The sequence below is a fragment of the Mesorhizobium sp. P2_D1 genome (assembly GCF_056404455.1).
The window spans coordinates 1-14,499 of record NZ_JBFUDZ010000021.1 but is presented as its reverse complement, the minus strand read 5'-3'; the positions used below and the strand labels follow the sequence as shown (position 1 = coordinate 14,499).

The 14,499-nt window shown below is 64.8% G+C and carries 14 protein-coding genes; 10 read left to right on the top strand and 4 right to left on the bottom strand.

The window, feature by feature from the left end:
- Positions 1–52: 52 nt before the first annotated feature.
- Positions 53–904, bottom strand: coding sequence for a mechanosensitive ion channel family protein (locus AC1D0I_RS16820; protein WP_477396472.1), 852 nt, complete (start codon positions 902–904; stop codon positions 53–55).
- Between the two features lie 242 nt (positions 905–1,146).
- Between AC1D0I_RS16820 and rsfS the strand changes: the two genes are divergently transcribed.
- The 10 genes from rsfS to AC1D0I_RS16770 all read left to right on the top strand — a co-directional run bounded on the left by rsfS (position 1,147) and on the right by AC1D0I_RS16770 (position 10,783).
- Positions 1,147–1,524, top strand: coding sequence for a ribosome silencing factor (gene rsfS / locus AC1D0I_RS16815; protein ID WP_457151020.1), 378 nt, complete (start codon positions 1,147–1,149; stop codon positions 1,522–1,524).
- A 56-nt stretch (positions 1,525–1,580) separates the two neighbouring features.
- Positions 1,581–2,063, top strand: coding sequence for a 23S rRNA (pseudouridine(1915)-N(3))-methyltransferase RlmH (gene rlmH, locus AC1D0I_RS16810; RefSeq protein ID WP_457151021.1), 483 nt, complete (start codon positions 1,581–1,583; stop codon positions 2,061–2,063).
- 143 nt (positions 2,064–2,206) lie between these two features.
- Positions 2,207–3,553 (top strand): murein hydrolase activator EnvC family protein, encoded by a 1,347-nt coding sequence (locus tag AC1D0I_RS16805; protein WP_477396471.1) that lies wholly within the window; start codon positions 2,207–2,209, stop codon positions 3,551–3,553.
- 1 nt (position 3,554) lies between these two features.
- Positions 3,555–4,886 carry a S41 family peptidase gene (locus AC1D0I_RS16800; protein WP_477396469.1) on the top strand — a complete coding sequence of 444 codons (1,332 nt, stop codon included), beginning with the start codon at positions 3,555–3,557 and terminating at the stop codon, positions 4,884–4,886.
- Between the two features lie 193 nt (positions 4,887–5,079).
- Positions 5,080–6,261 (top strand): divergent polysaccharide deacetylase family protein, encoded by a 1,182-nt coding sequence (locus AC1D0I_RS16795; protein WP_477396467.1) that lies wholly within the window; start codon positions 5,080–5,082, stop codon positions 6,259–6,261.
- 49 nt (positions 6,262–6,310) lie between these two features.
- Complete coding sequence (locus AC1D0I_RS16790) at positions 6,311–6,829, top strand: RNA pyrophosphohydrolase (protein WP_095084199.1); 519 nt, start codon at positions 6,311–6,313, stop codon at positions 6,827–6,829.
- Between the two features lie 180 nt (positions 6,830–7,009).
- Positions 7,010–8,149, top strand: coding sequence for an alanine racemase (gene alr / locus AC1D0I_RS16785; RefSeq protein WP_477396466.1), 1,140 nt, complete (start codon positions 7,010–7,012; stop codon positions 8,147–8,149).
- A 275-nt stretch (positions 8,150–8,424) separates the two neighbouring features.
- Positions 8,425–8,847 carry a nucleoside diphosphate kinase regulator gene (rnk, locus tag AC1D0I_RS16780; protein ID WP_457151026.1) on the top strand — a complete coding sequence of 141 codons (423 nt, stop codon included), beginning with the start codon at positions 8,425–8,427 and terminating at the stop codon, positions 8,845–8,847.
- A 35-nt stretch (positions 8,848–8,882) separates the two neighbouring features.
- Positions 8,883–9,404 (top strand): GreA/GreB family elongation factor, encoded by a 522-nt coding sequence (locus AC1D0I_RS16775; RefSeq protein ID WP_477396464.1) that lies wholly within the window; start codon positions 8,883–8,885, stop codon positions 9,402–9,404.
- A 122-nt stretch (positions 9,405–9,526) separates the two neighbouring features.
- Complete coding sequence (locus AC1D0I_RS16770) at positions 9,527–10,783, top strand: D-amino acid dehydrogenase (RefSeq protein WP_477396462.1); 1,257 nt, start codon at positions 9,527–9,529, stop codon at positions 10,781–10,783.
- A gap of 25 nt (positions 10,784–10,808) precedes the next feature.
- Here the strand turns inward: AC1D0I_RS16770 and AC1D0I_RS16765 are convergent, their stop codons facing one another.
- The 3 genes from AC1D0I_RS16765 to AC1D0I_RS16755 all read right to left on the bottom strand — a co-directional run bounded on the left by AC1D0I_RS16765 (position 10,809) and on the right by AC1D0I_RS16755 (position 14,409).
- On the bottom strand, positions 10,809–12,974 hold the full coding sequence (locus tag AC1D0I_RS16765; RefSeq protein WP_477396460.1) for a phospholipase D-like domain-containing protein: 2,166 nt from the start codon (positions 12,972–12,974) through the stop codon (positions 10,809–10,811).
- On the bottom strand, positions 12,971–13,414 hold the full coding sequence (locus AC1D0I_RS16760) for a hypothetical protein (RefSeq protein WP_477396458.1): 444 nt from the start codon (positions 13,412–13,414) through the stop codon (positions 12,971–12,973). Before AC1D0I_RS16760 ends, AC1D0I_RS16765 begins: the two co-directional genes overlap by 4 nt.
- 113 nt (positions 13,415–13,527) lie before the next feature.
- Positions 13,528–14,409: a LysR family transcriptional regulator gene (locus AC1D0I_RS16755; protein ID WP_477396456.1), complete on the bottom strand. Its 882-nt coding sequence runs from the start codon at positions 14,407–14,409 to the stop codon at positions 13,528–13,530.
- Positions 14,410–14,499: the final 90 nt, after the last annotated feature.

The window sequence follows — 14,499 nt, the reverse complement described above, 5'->3', positions numbered from 1 at the left end:
GGCTAGAGCATGATCTTTTCCGAAAACCGAAAGCCGCCTTCGGGATCATGCTTTATTGCCGGCGGGCTTCCGGCGCCGGCGCTTCGGGTGGCGGCAGCGGGATCGATATGCCTGCCGCGTCGAATTCCTGCTTGGCACGCTTGGTGAGATCGGCCTGGGTGGCAAAGAAATCCGCGGCCGATGTCCAGTAGCGCAAGGCGATGGAGACCGTGCTTTCACCCAATGTCGCGACGAAAGCGATCGGCGCCGGCTCGCGCTTGACCCGGCGCTCGGTGGTGGCGATGGCAAGCAGCGTCTTCTGGGCGCGGTCGATGTCGTTCCAGGAGCCGATCGAGAGCGTGATGTCGCCGCGGCGGACGCCGTTGCGCGTGTAGTTGCGCACCGGCTGGTTCCACAACGTCGAATTGGGCGCCAGGATGTAGACGCCGTCGGCGGTCCTGAGCCTCGTCGCGAAGAGGCCGATCTCCTCGATCGAGCCGGCAATCGAACCGACCTCGACGGATTCGCCGATACGGAACGGTCGCAGCGCCAGGAGCATGATGCCGGCCGCGATATTCTGCAGCGTGCCTTGCAGCGCCAGGCCGATGGCAAGACCGATGGCGCCGATGGCGGCAATGATCGACGCTGTCTGCACGCCGAACTGGCCGAGCACCATGATCGTGACGAGGATCAGGATGGCATAGCGGACGATCTTGGAGAAGAAATGCCGCAACGTTGCGTCGAAACCGTGGATGTGGCCGAGGCCAGCGGAGATGGAACGCTCGGCAAGGCCGGCAACGATATAGCCGACAACCAGGAGGATGACGGCGCCGATGGCCGAGAAGGCGTAGGAAACGATCAGCGTGCTGAGTTGCGCAAGGCCGGCCTGGACAGTGAGAAGGGTGTTCTGCGGGTCGATTTGCATGGGGAAAATCCGGTTGGTGGGCGACCCGATAACCCACGCAGGCGCCATGGGTTCCGATCTTTTTCGGCATGCGGTGGAACCGCGGGACCGACAATACGTTCGTGCGCGACAGGGCGCCGTCTTGAAACTGCAACGGAACTCTGCCTATTTAAGCGGTGTCACCTGCTTTTGGGGGTGATTTGGTTGTTCTTGCTGCGAAAGGAAATACACTGAGAACAGCACTGCGGAAGAAGGCCGATATCATGCCTTCGCCGGCCGGGATCAGCGTAAACGACGCCGTGTCCCGCGCCATCAAGACAGTCCTTGCCAGTCTGGAAGACTCCAAGGCCGAAAACATCGTCTCAATCGACATCCAGGGGAAATCGAGCCTCGGCGACTACATGGTCGTCGCGTCGGGCCGATCGCACCGTCATGTCTCGGCTGTCGCCGATCACCTGCTCAAGGCGCTCAAGGATGCCGGTCTCGGCACGGCGCGCGTCGAGGGGCTGGCAGGCGCCGACTGGGTCCTGATCGATTCAGGCGACATCATCGTCCATGTCTTCCGTCCCGAAGTCCGCGAATTCTACAATCTCGAAAAGATGTGGCAGGCGCCGGACCTCGAGGAAGAGACCATCCACTAAGCCGCCTTTGTTTTGATGCATGTCATGGCATGCATTGGCGGCTTATAGGGGCGAGGATGAAGGTATCAGTTCATGCCGTGGGCCGGATGAAAGCCGGCCCCGAGAAGCAACTCGCCGACCGCTATTTCGAGCGCTTTGCCAAAAGCGGCCCGGCGGTGGGGCTAGAGTTTGCCGGCGTGGCCGAAATCGCCGAAGGGCGCGCGCAGACCGCCAACGAGCGCCGGCGCGACGAAGGCCAGAAGCTGCAGGGGCAGTTGCAGCCCGGCACCGCACTGATCTTGCTCGACGAACGCGGCAAGAATTTTTCCTCCGAAGACTTTGCAGGGCGCATCGGCCAGCTGCGTGATGGCGGCCGCAAGGCGCTGGTCATCGCCATCGGCGGCGCCGATGGGCACGATCAGCCGCTGCGCGATCAGGCAGAATTGGTGATGTCGTTCGGATTGCTGACCTGGCCGCACCAACTGGTCCGCGTGATGCTGGGGGAGCAGCTGTACCGGGCCGCGACCATCCTTTCCGGCCATCCCTATCATCGTTCGTAACCGGTGGCTTGGCGCGACCATACGGATTTCCGCCCCAATGCGCGACCAGACTGCGCCAATTGGGGCTCTCGCAGATGGTTTAGGGGGGCTTTCGAACATGGTTGATTGTTCGTTAACGAAGCCACGCATAGAGTCGGGCTTCAATGTCTGAAGACAGGAAATCATCAGGGACGGCCTCATGGCGCGCGCGCTGCGGCATCGCGGCAGCCGTGCTCGTGCTGTCGTTGCATGCGGTGCGGGCCGAGAACACGCTCGACCTTGCCCCCGATCCGGACCAGAGCCGCGCCGAATACGAACAGGTCTCGAAGGAGATCACGCTGTCGTCCGAGCGCCTGGCCAAGCTCGCCGCCGACATCGCGACGATCAAGAAGGACCATGCCTCGATCACCGCCGCCTTGATCCAGTCGGCCATGACCGAACAGAAACTCGGCCAGGACATCGAGGATATCGGCGCCAAGCTGGAAGGGCTGAAGGGCCAGGAACAGAAGATCCGGACATCGCTTGCGGCACGTCGCGACGTGCTGGCCGAAGTGCTGGGCGCCCTGCAGCGCATGGGGCTCAATCCGCCGCCGGCGATCCTGGTCAAGCCCGAGGACGCGCTGTCGTCAGTGCGTAGCGCTATCCTGCTCGGCGCCGTGGTGCCGGAACTGCGCCAACAGACCGATAGCCTGCTGGCCGATCTCAAGGAGCAGTCGCGCGTGACGGCTTCGATCGAGGCCGAGCGGGCGCGGTTGACGGCGGCGGTTGGCGACCAGACAGCGGAAAAGAAGCGGCTCGGCATGCTGCTGGAGGCCAAGCAGAAGCTCGAAGCCGACACGCAAACGCAAATGGCCGCGGAAAAGCAGCGGTCGGAAGCGCTGGCGGCCAAGGCCGGCAGCCTGAAGGACTTGATCGCCTCGCTCGAAGCCGACAAGAGCCGCAAGGCGGCCGATGCGGCCAAGGCCGCCGAGCAGAAGACGGCGGACGGCGACAAGACGTCAGCGCCGGCGGAGACCCCAGCGGAATTGGCGTCCCTGCCTGTACCGGAAGGCAATCGACTTGCCGCAGCGGCACCCTTTTCGGCACTGCAGGGGCAGATCGCATTGCCGGTGACCGGCCGCATCAAACGGCGATTCGGTGCCGAGGACGGTAACGGGGCGGTGATGCTTGGCGACATGGTTGCGACACAATCGGGAGCCATCGTCACCGCGCCGGCGGATGGGAATGTGCTTTATGCGGGGCCGTTTCGCTCGTATGGTCAACTCTTGATCCTGAACGCAGGCGACGGTTATCATGTCGTTTTGGCGGGGATGAGCAGAATCAGCGTCGCGACTGGCCAATCAGTGCTCGCAGGAGAGCCGGTCGGCGCGATGGGAGAGGCCCGGGTGGCGAGCACCTCGGTTTCGAAGAATGGAAATGCCACACCGGAACTCTATGTCGAGTTCCGCAAGGATGGAAAACCCGTCGATCCGGCCCCATGGTGGGCGGACCGTTTTTCTGGAAGGACGTGAAATGATGCGGAAACTGTCGCTTCTGTTTGCCGGTGCGCTGATGGGCGCGTCCGCCATGAGCCTTGTTTATGGCACACCCGGCTCGGCGGCGAACGCTGCAGGGTCGGAGACCTACAAGCAACTGGCCATCYTCGGCGATATCTTCGAGCGGGTGCGGGCACAATATGTGACGCCGCCCGACGACAAGTCGCTGGTCGAGAACGCCATCAACGGCATGCTTGCGTCGCTTGACCCGCACTCCTCCTACATGAACGCCGAGCAGGCGCAGGACATGCGCGTGCAGACCAAGGGTGAGTTCGGCGGCCTCGGCATCGAGGTCACCATGGAAAACGACCTGGTCAAGGTGATCACGCCGATCGACGACACCCCGGCCGCCAAGGCAGGCGTGCTGGCCGGCGACTATATCGCCAAGATCGACGGCGAGGAGGTTCGCGGCCTCACCCTCAATGACGCGGTCGAGAAGATGCGCGGCCTGGTCAACACGCCGATCAAGCTCACCATCCTGCGCCAGGGCGCCGACAAGCCGATCGAACTGACGGTCGTGCGCGACATCATCAAGGTCAAGGCGGTCAAGTTCCGGGTCGAGAACGACATCGGCTACATGAAGATCACCTCGTTCACCGAAAAGACCTATGACGACCTCGAGAACGCCATCGACACCATCAAGAAGCAGGTGCCGAACGACAAGCTCAAGGGCTACGTGCTCGACCTGCGCCTCAATCCGGGCGGCCTGCTCGACCAGGCGGTGAGCGTCTCCGATGCGTTCCTCAACCGCGGCGAGATCGTCTCGACGCGCGGTCGCGATCCGAAGGACGTCACCCGGTTCGACGCCAAGCCCAAGCAGGTCGACGACATCAACGGCAAGCCGATGATCGTGCTGGTCAATGGTGGCTCGGCCAGTGCGTCGGAAATCGTCGCCGGCGCGTTGCAGGACCTGCGCCGCGTCACCGTGGTCGGCACGCAGTCATTCGGCAAGGGTTCGGTGCAGACCATCATTCCGCTTGGCGAAAATGGTGCGCTGCGGCTGACGACGGCGCTCTATTACACGCCGTCCGGCAAGTCGATCCAGGGCAAGGGCATCACGCCCGACATCAAGGTCGACCAGCCGCTGCCGCCGGAACTGCAGGGCAGGGACCTGACGCGCGGCGAATCCGACCTCAAGGGCCATATCAAGGGCGCCGACGAGAGCTCGACCGGTTCAGGCTCGGCAGCCTATGTGCCGCCGGATCCGAAGGACGATCTGCAGCTCATCTATGCCGAGCAGCTGCTGCGCGGCCAGAAGACCGATCCGGCTTTCCCGCCCAATCCGGAAAAGGCCGTTCTCAACCAATAAGGGTTGCGGCCGACGGGTCTGGCCGCCTGATGGAAGCAATGCGATGCTGCCGGGACCGAAAGGTTCCGGCAGTTTGATTCGGGGCAAGGCGAGGCCCTGGGTTGCGGGCGCCAGCGGTGCGCCAGGATTGATGAATTCGCGCATGTCTTTTCGAAGCGATTTCGTCTTCGGAGCATGCGCCCGGGGATGCAGCTTGGCTGACATAGGCAAGGACATCGAACGCCCGCTTGGACAGACCGTCCGACCGCCGCGCGCGGCCGGCAAGGTCAGCGCCGGCGCGATCGCGGCAACCGTGGTCGTTCTGGCGGTGGTCGGCGTCTCCGGTGCGATCGCGCTCAGGGAAAAGCCGTTCCGCAAGCCGCAAGAGGTCGCCGTTTCGACGCCGAAAGTGACGGCGGCGGCCGAGCCTGCTGCCGCGCCGGCAGCATTGCCCCCGGTGGCCGCAGCCAAGCCGGAGGCGCCCGCCAAAACCGACGGGCCGCAGATCATCCATGTGCAGACGGAGGAGGGCGACGGCCCGCCCAAGGCGGGGATCGTCATTCGCGACCCGTCAACCATGGGCCAGAACCTGAAGATCGCCCATATTCCCGACAAGGCGCTGATCGAAGCCAGCGAGACCGGGCCGTTGCCTGCCCGGGCAGCCGATGGCCGGCGCCCGTTCGACGTCTATGCGCGGCCGTGGTCGGGCGCGCGTGGTGCACGGGTGGCGATCGTCATCGGCGGGCTTGCGGTTTCGCAGACAGGCACCCAGGCGGCCATCGCCAAGCTGCCGGCGGAGGTGACGCTGGCCTTCGCGCCGCAAGGCAACAGCATCGGCCGCTGGATGCAGGCGGCGCGGCAGGGCGGCCACGAGATCGTCATGCAGGTGCCGCTCGAACCGTTCGACTACCCGAACATCAACCCCGGCCGCAACACGCTGACGGTGGCGGCGAGCGCGGATGAGAATTTGAAGAACCTGCACTGGGCGCTGTCGCGGACGACAAACTACACCGGCGTCATGAACTACATGGGCGCGCGTTTTTCCGCCGACGCTACGGCGATGGAGCCGTTCATGGCCGAACTCGGCAAGCGGGGCCTGGCCTATATCGACGATGGCTCGTCGGCACGCAGCCTGGCGCCGGACCTGGCGTTGAAGGACGGCGTGCCCTTTGTTTCCGGCGACACGGCGATCGATGCCGTGCAGGATCGCGGCGCCATCCTGAAGAAACTCGACGGGCTGGAAGCCACCGCGCGCGCCAAAGGCTTTGCCGTCGGCATCGGCTCGGCGTTCGACCTGACGGTCGACACGGTGTCGACCTGGGTCACCGAGGCCAAGAAGCGCGGCATAGAGATCGTGCCGATTTCGGCGGTGGCCATCGATCCGCAAAAAGGCTAGCGATCCTCCCAAGCATCGAATTTCCAGCAACGGCCGGAACGAGGGCAAGATGGCTAAGAAGACTGTTGATCGCGAAACGCTGCCTTATCGTCCCTGTGTCGGGCTGATGATCCTCAACGCCGACGGCCTGGTCTGGGTCGGGCATCGCATTGCCGAACCGGACAGCGAATTCGCCGGCACGACACAGCTCTGGCAGATGCCACAGGGCGGCATCGACAAGGGCGAGGAGCCGTTGCAGGCGGCCGAGCGCGAGCTCTATGAAGAGACCGGCATGCGTGGCGTCTCGCTGCTCGCCGAGGCGCCGGACTGGATCAATTACGATTTGCCGGACCACCTCGTCGGCATCGCCTTCAAGGGCAGGTATCGCGGCCAGACGCAGAAATGGTTCGCCTTCCGCTTTCACGGCGATGTCGGTGAGATCCAGATCAATCCGCCGCCGGGCGGACACACCGCCGAATTCGACAAATGGGCATGGCGGCCGATGCAGGACCTGCCCGACCTGATCGTGCCGTTCAAGCGCCATGTCTACGAGGAAGTAGTGGCGGCGTTCCGGCATCTGGCGCAATAGCCTCGACACGAAACGACCGCAGTTGCCGCGCCGGCTTGGCGGTCCTATTGATGTGTAAAGCGCGTCGCGTTTGAACGGATTCAAGCGATGCGCTTCAGGCCGTTGTTTTATGCATGTCGTTCTCCCGAAACCGGGACCACTTTTGGGCGGCATGCACTATCCGCCACGAGAAGGGTCGCCATGAACGACGCCCCCAAGAGGTCACTGCCCAAGGACATCGCTGCCACAGGCGAAGCGGTGGCTGGCGCCATCCTGACCATCGACCTTGGCGCGATCCGTGAAAACTACCGGCGGCTGAAAGCGCACCTGGGCAGCGTGCGCTGCGCCGGCGTGGTCAAGGCCGACGGCTACGGCCTCGGCGCGAGCCAGGTGGCGGCGGCACTCGCCGGCGAAGGTTGCGATATCTTCTTCGTCGCGCTTCTGGGCGAAGGCATCGCCTTGCGCCGCTCGCTCGGGCCGGCTTCCGCCATTTTCGTGCTGAACGGCATTCCGCCCGGTGCCGAGCCCGACGCCGTGGCGGCAAACCTTTCCGCCGTCGTCAACAGCCCCGGACAACTGGCGGCCTGGCGTGCGGCGGCTGGCCGCGCCGGCCGAAGGCTGCCGGCGGCGATCCAGGTCGATAGCGGCATGTCGCGGCTCGGCATGGCGCCCCGGGATGTCGAGCGCGTTGCCGCCGATCCCGGTGCCTTCGATGGGATCGACGTCCGTTTTGTGATGAGCMATCTGGCCTGCGCCGACGAGCCGGAGCATCCGGCCAATGAACGGCAGCGACTGGCGTTCGAGCGGCTGCGCGCACTGTTGCCCGAGGCGCCGGCCTCGTTCACCAATTCATCCGGCATCTTTCTTGGGCAGCGCTTTCACTATGATCTCGCCCGGCCGGGTGCCGCGCTCTATGGCATCAATCCGACACCGGCCCGACCAAACCCGATGCTGCCGGTGGTGCGGCTGCAGGCCATGGTGGTGCAGACACGCATGCTGGAGGCCGGAGTTGGTGTCGGCTATGGCCACACCTTCCGCACCACGGCTCCGCTCACGGCCGCGACGATTTCGCTCGGCTATGCCGATGGCTGGCATCGCCGCGCGGCGTCCGCGGCCTGGTTCGAGGGCGTGCGGCTGCCCTTCCTTGGGCGGGTGTCGATGGATTCGATCATTCTCGACATTTCCGCTTTGCCACCCGGCAGGCTGGGCGAGGGCGATCTCGTCGAACTGCTCGGCCCCTCGCAAAGCGTCGACGACGCGGCCGGCCATGCCGGCACCATCGGCTACGAAATCCTGACCAGCCTCGGCCACCGCTTTCATCGGCGTTACGTCGACGGCTGAGCGGTTTGGCCGCGCTTGACAAGCATGCGCCTGTCGGCAAGGGTCGGTGCATGAGCAACCTCGCCCTTATCAGAACCTTGTTCAGGGTCTGCCCGATCGCGGGATCGTAGCCCCGGCGCGGCCGCCTTGTTGGCGTCCGTCCGAACCGGGGCATCCATACATCCAACACCGCCATCAAGCCTGACAGCCCTCGCGGCTGCCGGCTTTTCATCAGGCTGCCGTCAGTACGGCGGCAAGCGCGCATCTATTCGATGCGCCAATCCAAGAGGTTTGCCATGCAACATGCAACAGGACTGCACCCACAGAACCAGCTCACAGTCAGCGATGCCGACCATGACAGGCTGACAGGCCTGGCGAGAGCGTCGCTCGACCGCACGCCTGAGACGGCCGAAGAGCTGCTTTCGGAAATGGACCGGGCCGTCGTCACGGAAGCGGCGGCGATGCCTGCCGGCGTGGTGCAAATGGGCTCGACAGTGACAATCCGTGGCGAAAACGGGGACACCCAGCGCATCACGCTGGTCTACCCCGGCGATGCCGATATCACTGAAAACAGGATCTCGGTGCTGACGCCGATGGGGACGGCGCTCATCGGCGCAACCGTCGGGCAGGCGGTGTGCTGGAGCAGCCGTGGCGGCAGGGAACTGTCGGTGACCGTCGAAGCCGTCGAAACGCCCGCCTCCGGCCCGCAGCGGTCCTGATCGTGGAGATGATGATGGCAGGCACGAACTGTTGCTTGACGACCAAGGACTTTGCCGTCCTCGAAGTCATTCTGGAGCGTCGACGGGCATTCGCGGACCCGATGGTGGATATGCTTGAACACAAGCTTGCAAACGCCGATCTCGTCTCGATCGATGTGGTCGAACCCGATATCGTGACGCTGAACAGCAGAGTGGTGTTTTGCATCGACGTCGGCCCTGCCGAGACGCGGACCCTGGTGCAAAACGAAGTGCGCGGACCGGTCGGCTCCAGTCTGTCGATCGCCACGAGGCGCGGGCTTTGCATGCTTGGCATGGCCCAAGGCCAGACGGCCATGATCGAACAGGCCGACGGCAGGAACGAGTCGATCCTGATCAAGGCGGTGCTCTACCAGCCCGAGGCTGCGCGACGCGCAGTCAAGGAGAAATCCCCGGCCGAGGTGAGGCGACCATATGGGCTCACCCTGGTCTACAGCGCCGCGGCCGACAGGCGGCCTCTTGGCGAGACGGCTGGAATGCGGCAGACAGAGGACGACGACCCCGGTCCCTCGGCGGCGTGAACGGGCAACAGTGCATGGTCTCGAAAATCGGAATCGATTTTCGGAAAGGATCATGCGCAAATCGGAAAATGCGGCCGCGTCTATGGGCGTCCGGAAGGACGCGGCACGGCAAGGAGTGAACGATGAAAATCATGGTGCTGGGCGGTGGCGTCATCGGGGTGACCACGGCGTACTATCTCGCCGAGGCCGGCCACGAGGTGACGGTGGTCGATCGCCAGAAAGGCCCGGCGCTGGAAACCAGCTTCGCCAATGCCGGCGAGATTTCGCCCGGCTATGCCTCGCCCTGGGCCGGGCCCGGTATCCCGCTGAAGGCGATCAAGTGGCTGCTGATGAAGCATGGCCCGCTGGTCGTGCGGCCGGCCTTCGACCCGCATATGTGGACATGGCTGCTCAAGATGCTGCGCAATTGCACGGCCGAGCGCTATGCGATCAACAAGGCGCGCATGGTGCCGCTGGCCGAATACAGCCGCGACACGCTGAAGGCGCTGCGCGAGGCGACCGGCATCGCCTATGACGAGCGTGCCCAGGGCACGCTGCAGTTATTTCGCACGCAGAAGCAGCTCGACGGCACCGGTGGCGATGTCGAGGTGCTGAAGAAGTATGGCGTGCCCTATGAGATCCTCGACCAGGACGGCTGCACCGCGGCGGAGCCAGGCCTGGCCGGAGTGCGCGAAAAGTTCGTCGGCGGCCTCWGGCTGCCGCGCGACGAGACCGGCGACTGCAAGATGTTCACCGACCGGCTGGCCGAGCTGTGCGTGGCTCGCGGGGTCAAATTCGAATATGGTCTGACGGTTTGGCGCGTTATCCGCAGCCGCAACCGCATCGCCAATCTCAGCACCAGCAAGGGCTGGCTGACCGCCGACGCCTATGTCATGGCCATGGGCAGCTATTCGGCGGATTTCATGCGTCGGGTGAAGCGGCCGATCCCGGTCTATCCGGTCAAGGGCTATTCGATCACCGTGCCGATCCAGGATGCCGCCGTGGCGCCGGTGTCGACGGTGATGGACGAGACCTACAAGGTGGCGATCACCCGGCTGGGGAATCGCATCCGGGTCGGCGGCACGGCCGAGATTTCCGGCTTCGACCTCAGGCTGCACGAATCACGACGGCGCACGCTCGAACACTCGGTCGGCGATCTCTTTCCGGGCGCCGGCGCGATGCGGGACGCGACGTTCTGGTGTGGGCTGCGGCCGATGACGCCGGATGGTCCGCCGCTGATCGGCCGCACCGAGCTTTCCAACCTCTATCTCAACACCGGCCACGGCACGCTCGGCTGGACCATGGCGTGCGGCTCAGCCAAGGTGCTGTCCGATATCATCTCCAGCCGGGTGCCGGACATCGATGTCCGAGATCTCGCACAGGAACGCTATCTGCGATAGGGCGCCGCGACGTCGCCCAAATTCGTCAAAACGCCTGCCTGACCCAGTCTTCGTCGAACAGCAGCCGATAGGCCCACGGGATCGTGACGTTGGTGGGAACCGGGTTGGAGTGGGCGAGATAGTCGTCATAGATCGCCTTCATCCTGGTGTAGAAGGCGGGGTCCAGCACCATCATGCCGTTCTCCGAATCATGGAAGAAGCTGCGGTTGTTGAGATTGACCGAGGAGATGGCGACCAACCTTTCATCGATCATCATGATCTTGGAATGCAGCACGACATCGGGCGCCTTGAACTCGCGAATGTCGATGCGGTCGCCATACTTCTCGACGAACAGCTTGTTGAGCGCGGTGAGGAACCTGCCGCCAATGTCGCCTTTGAGATCGATACGGCCGACAATGTCGATCTTGACGCCGCGGGCGAGCGCCCGGTCGAACGCGTGGTTAAGTTTCGGCGTCAGGTTGAGATAGGGATTGACGATCTGGATATGGTGCTGGGCGGCGTCGACCAGCTCGACGAAATAATCCTCCAGCGCATGGCCATCCGCGTAGGGCACGGAGATGAAGTGCCGCGCCGTGCCTGACGGGCGGTGGCCGTCGGACCGAACCGGAATGGAGAAAGGCCGCGCGATGTTGGTGTCGGCGTCGCGAAGCCACACTGTCGAGAGATGCGCGGCGAGCGCCTCGACCGTGGTCCGGTCGGTGAACTCGATGTCGAAGTCGCTCCAGTTCGAATAGTAGTTCAACGAAAAGCCGTCGGTCCTGCCATATTGCTCCAGATCCGGATAGCGGGACAGATCGATCGGCTGGTGGAACAGGAAGCCGTCATGGATGTTGCGGCCGCCGATGATGACCCGCGAGCGCCCGGGATCCTCAGCCAGCGTCGCCAGCATCTTGATGTGGTGGGTCTTGTGAAATTGTGAGATCTGCTCGTCGATCGGTGCGCCCCGATCGGCCCGCCAGCGGTACTCCTGCAACTCGACATTGGGGAACTCGGCCGCCAGCCGGTGCAGCAGCGCGTCGTCCTTGTCGCGCTCCAGCACGTCTGTGACCATGATGCGCACCTTGGTGCCGAGCGCGGCATGGTGGCGGATCAGCCGTTCGATGATGCGGCCGGAAAAATCCGCCTTGAATTCGAGCGAGGACAGATAGATCAGCTTCAGCCTTGGCGCCTTCGAGAAGTCGAGCGGCAGCTCCGGGTCGCCCCTGTCGATGGCGCTGTCGGGCAGCGGCGTTCCCATCAGCGCCTCGACCTTGGCGTTGAAGCCGTCGCGCGACTTGCGCAGCAGGCGCGGCTCTCCGATCGGCAAGGCGCAGGTCTGCGACAGCCAGCGGCTGGCGTAGAAGGCGCGGCTGAGCGGGTCGAGGCCCGTGGGGTCAGGCGTCGGGCAACGCTCGTAGCGGCTGTCGAAAGCGGCGAGCGCCGGGTCGGCGGTCTCTTCGCGCCGGATGGTGAGGGGCGCGCCGGCCGGGACAAGGCTGGAGCGGATTCTTGCGGTGCAGCGGTTCAGGCTGTCACTTGGGAACAGGCTGACCGTGTCGTCCTCGCCAGACAGGCGAAAGCGGAATGCCATGCCCGCGGCAATGGTTCGCGAACCGGCACCGTCGCGCAGCGCCAACGCGCCATCGCATGAGCCGTCGATCTCGGCCGGTTGCTTGCCCGCCTGGCGCAGCACGATCTCGACGCTGCGCGCCTGCAGGCCGGAAAAATCGAATGTCTTGGGCGCCGAAGGCCGTGCCGCGGCGTCGATGTAGAGCGTCTGCCGCGACACCCGCCAGCGCCCGTCGAAATGGCCATCGCCGCTGCCACCACCGGCCGGCGGCAGATGCGTTTCGGCAACCGGACCGGCCAGGTGCTGCAGCGTCCGGTAGGTCGCCTGGAAATCGCTGTTGCGGATGTCATGGCGGTCATGGCCGAAAGGGCCGGTGCCGTTGGCCCGGTCCATGGCGCCGAGCTGGTGGTCGGCGAGCAGCGCCAGGAATCGCTTTTCATAGTCGCTTGTCCCGGCGTCGCCAAAAAATTGAGCGGCGGCAACCTGGGGCCCCGGAGTCCTGGCCGACAGCGAGGGGCGAGCGCAGGCCTCTTGGCCCTGCAGCAGGTCACAGGCATTGCGGCCGGGCGAGCCGGCACAGCCGGCAAGGACAACGAACGTCAGCCCGGACAGGGCCACGATAATGGCTGCGCGGCGATTCACCCGGTCGCCCCGGCCTTCAGGACGCTCAGTTGTGCCGGGTCGCGCGGCGGCATGAAGCCCTGCGGGAACACCTTGCAGACGGGGATGGCGAAAGTGGCGATCAGCAGCTCCGCCTCGCCGCGCATCTTGCGGGGTGCTGTCTTGTCGTCGCGTATCGTTTTCGCCGAGGCGACGAGGGCACCATCGCAATCGCAATGATTGTGGCGAGCGATGTAGCAGGCATCATGGATCCGGCAGGCTGCGTCGAGGCGATCGACCGGCCGCGCCGACAGATCGCCGGTGCGGGTGCCGGGGCCGCAATAGTTGCCGAAGACGAAAGGCGAAGGGCGGGCCATGGCGTAGCGGATCGGCTTGGGCAGGTCGGCCTCCGGCACCTTGGTCCATGGATTGGCACAAGCGGTAAGGGAGACCAGCGGCAGGATGGCAAGAACGGCTCGCATGTCTATCCGCGCCAGCTTTCTGAAAGATTTCCCACCTGGCGGTCTGCCCGTGGCGGCGCCTGCGCGCCTGATGCCACACTGGCCGGTTTTGTGGCAAGGAAAAGGCGGCGTGTCTAAACGAACAGGCTTCTCTCCTGCTCCACCGCCTTGGTGATGAAGGCGGCGACGATCTGGACGCGGCGCAACGGCCGGACCGATTCGTGATAGACCAGCCAATAGGCCCGGCGGATGGGTGCGACCACGTCGACGGACACCAGTTCCGGCATCGATCGGGCGACGAAGGTGTGCAGAATGCCGATGCCGGCGCCCGAGCGCACCGCCTCGGCCTGGCCGAGTGCCGAGGAGATGGCGAAGCTGGTGCGCCAATCCGGGCTGAACTCGGCCGCATAGTCGAGCGACGGGCTGACGATCAGGTCCGGCACATAGCCTATGAGCGTGTGCTGACCAAGCTCGGCGGCTGTGTTGGGCAAGCCATGTGCCTCGGCATAGGCGCGCGAGGCAAACAGGCCGAGCGAATAGTCGACCAGCTTTCCCGCCACCAGCCGCCCCTCCGTCGGCCGCTCGACGGTGATGGCGATGTCCGCCTCGCGTCGCGACAAGGAGAAGGAGCGTGGCACCGGCACAAGCTGGATCGTCAGTTCGCGGTGCAGGCCCGTCAGTGCGCCGAGACGCTTGGCCAGGAAAGCGACGCCAAACCCGTCCGGCGCGCCGATGCGGATCGTGCCGGAGACGTCGTCGCCCTCGCCGGCGACGGTCGAACGCGCGGCGATCATGTCGCCTTCCATGCGCTCGGCAATGTCGAGAAAGCGCTCGCCGGCCGGCGTCAGTTCGCTGCCGGTGGTCAGCCGGCGAAACAGCTTCGTCCGCAGCGCGTCCTCGAGTGCGGCGATGCGGCGCGAGACGGTGGCATGGTTGAGCTCCAGCCGCCTGGCCGCGCCAAGGATCTGGCCGGCCCGCGCCACGGCAAGGAAGACGCGGACGTCATCCCAGTTCATGGGGGTGGTCCGATCTAATCGTGAACGCCGCGTTCCCGCCCACCCCCCTCTGTCCTGCCGGACATCTCCCCCGCAAGGGGGGAGATTGGC

What these genes read in the sequence shown, in the direction of transcription:
- AC1D0I_RS16820 (WP_477396472.1), bottom strand. Translation starts at nt 904, where the DNA reads ATGCAAATCGACCCGCAGAACACCCTTCTCACTGTCCAGGCCGGCCTT.
- rsfS (WP_457151020.1), top strand. Translation starts at nt 1,147, where the DNA reads ATGCCTTCGCCGGCCGGGATCAGCGTAAACGACGCCGTGTCCCGCGCC.
- rlmH (WP_457151021.1), top strand. Translation starts at nt 1,581, where the DNA reads ATGAAGGTATCAGTTCATGCCGTGGGCCGGATGAAAGCCGGCCCCGAG.
- AC1D0I_RS16805 (WP_477396471.1), top strand. Translation starts at nt 2,207, where the DNA reads ATGTCTGAAGACAGGAAATCATCAGGGACGGCCTCATGGCGCGCGCGC.
- AC1D0I_RS16790 (WP_095084199.1), top strand. Translation starts at nt 6,311, where the DNA reads ATGGCTAAGAAGACTGTTGATCGCGAAACGCTGCCTTATCGTCCCTGT.
- rnk (WP_457151026.1), top strand. Translation starts at nt 8,425, where the DNA reads ATGCAACATGCAACAGGACTGCACCCACAGAACCAGCTCACAGTCAGC.
- AC1D0I_RS16760 (WP_477396458.1), bottom strand. Translation starts at nt 13,414, where the DNA reads ATGCGAGCCGTTCTTGCCATCCTGCCGCTGGTCTCCCTTACCGCTTGT.
- AC1D0I_RS16755 (WP_477396456.1), bottom strand. Translation starts at nt 14,409, where the DNA reads ATGAACTGGGATGACGTCCGCGTCTTCCTTGCCGTGGCGCGGGCCGGC.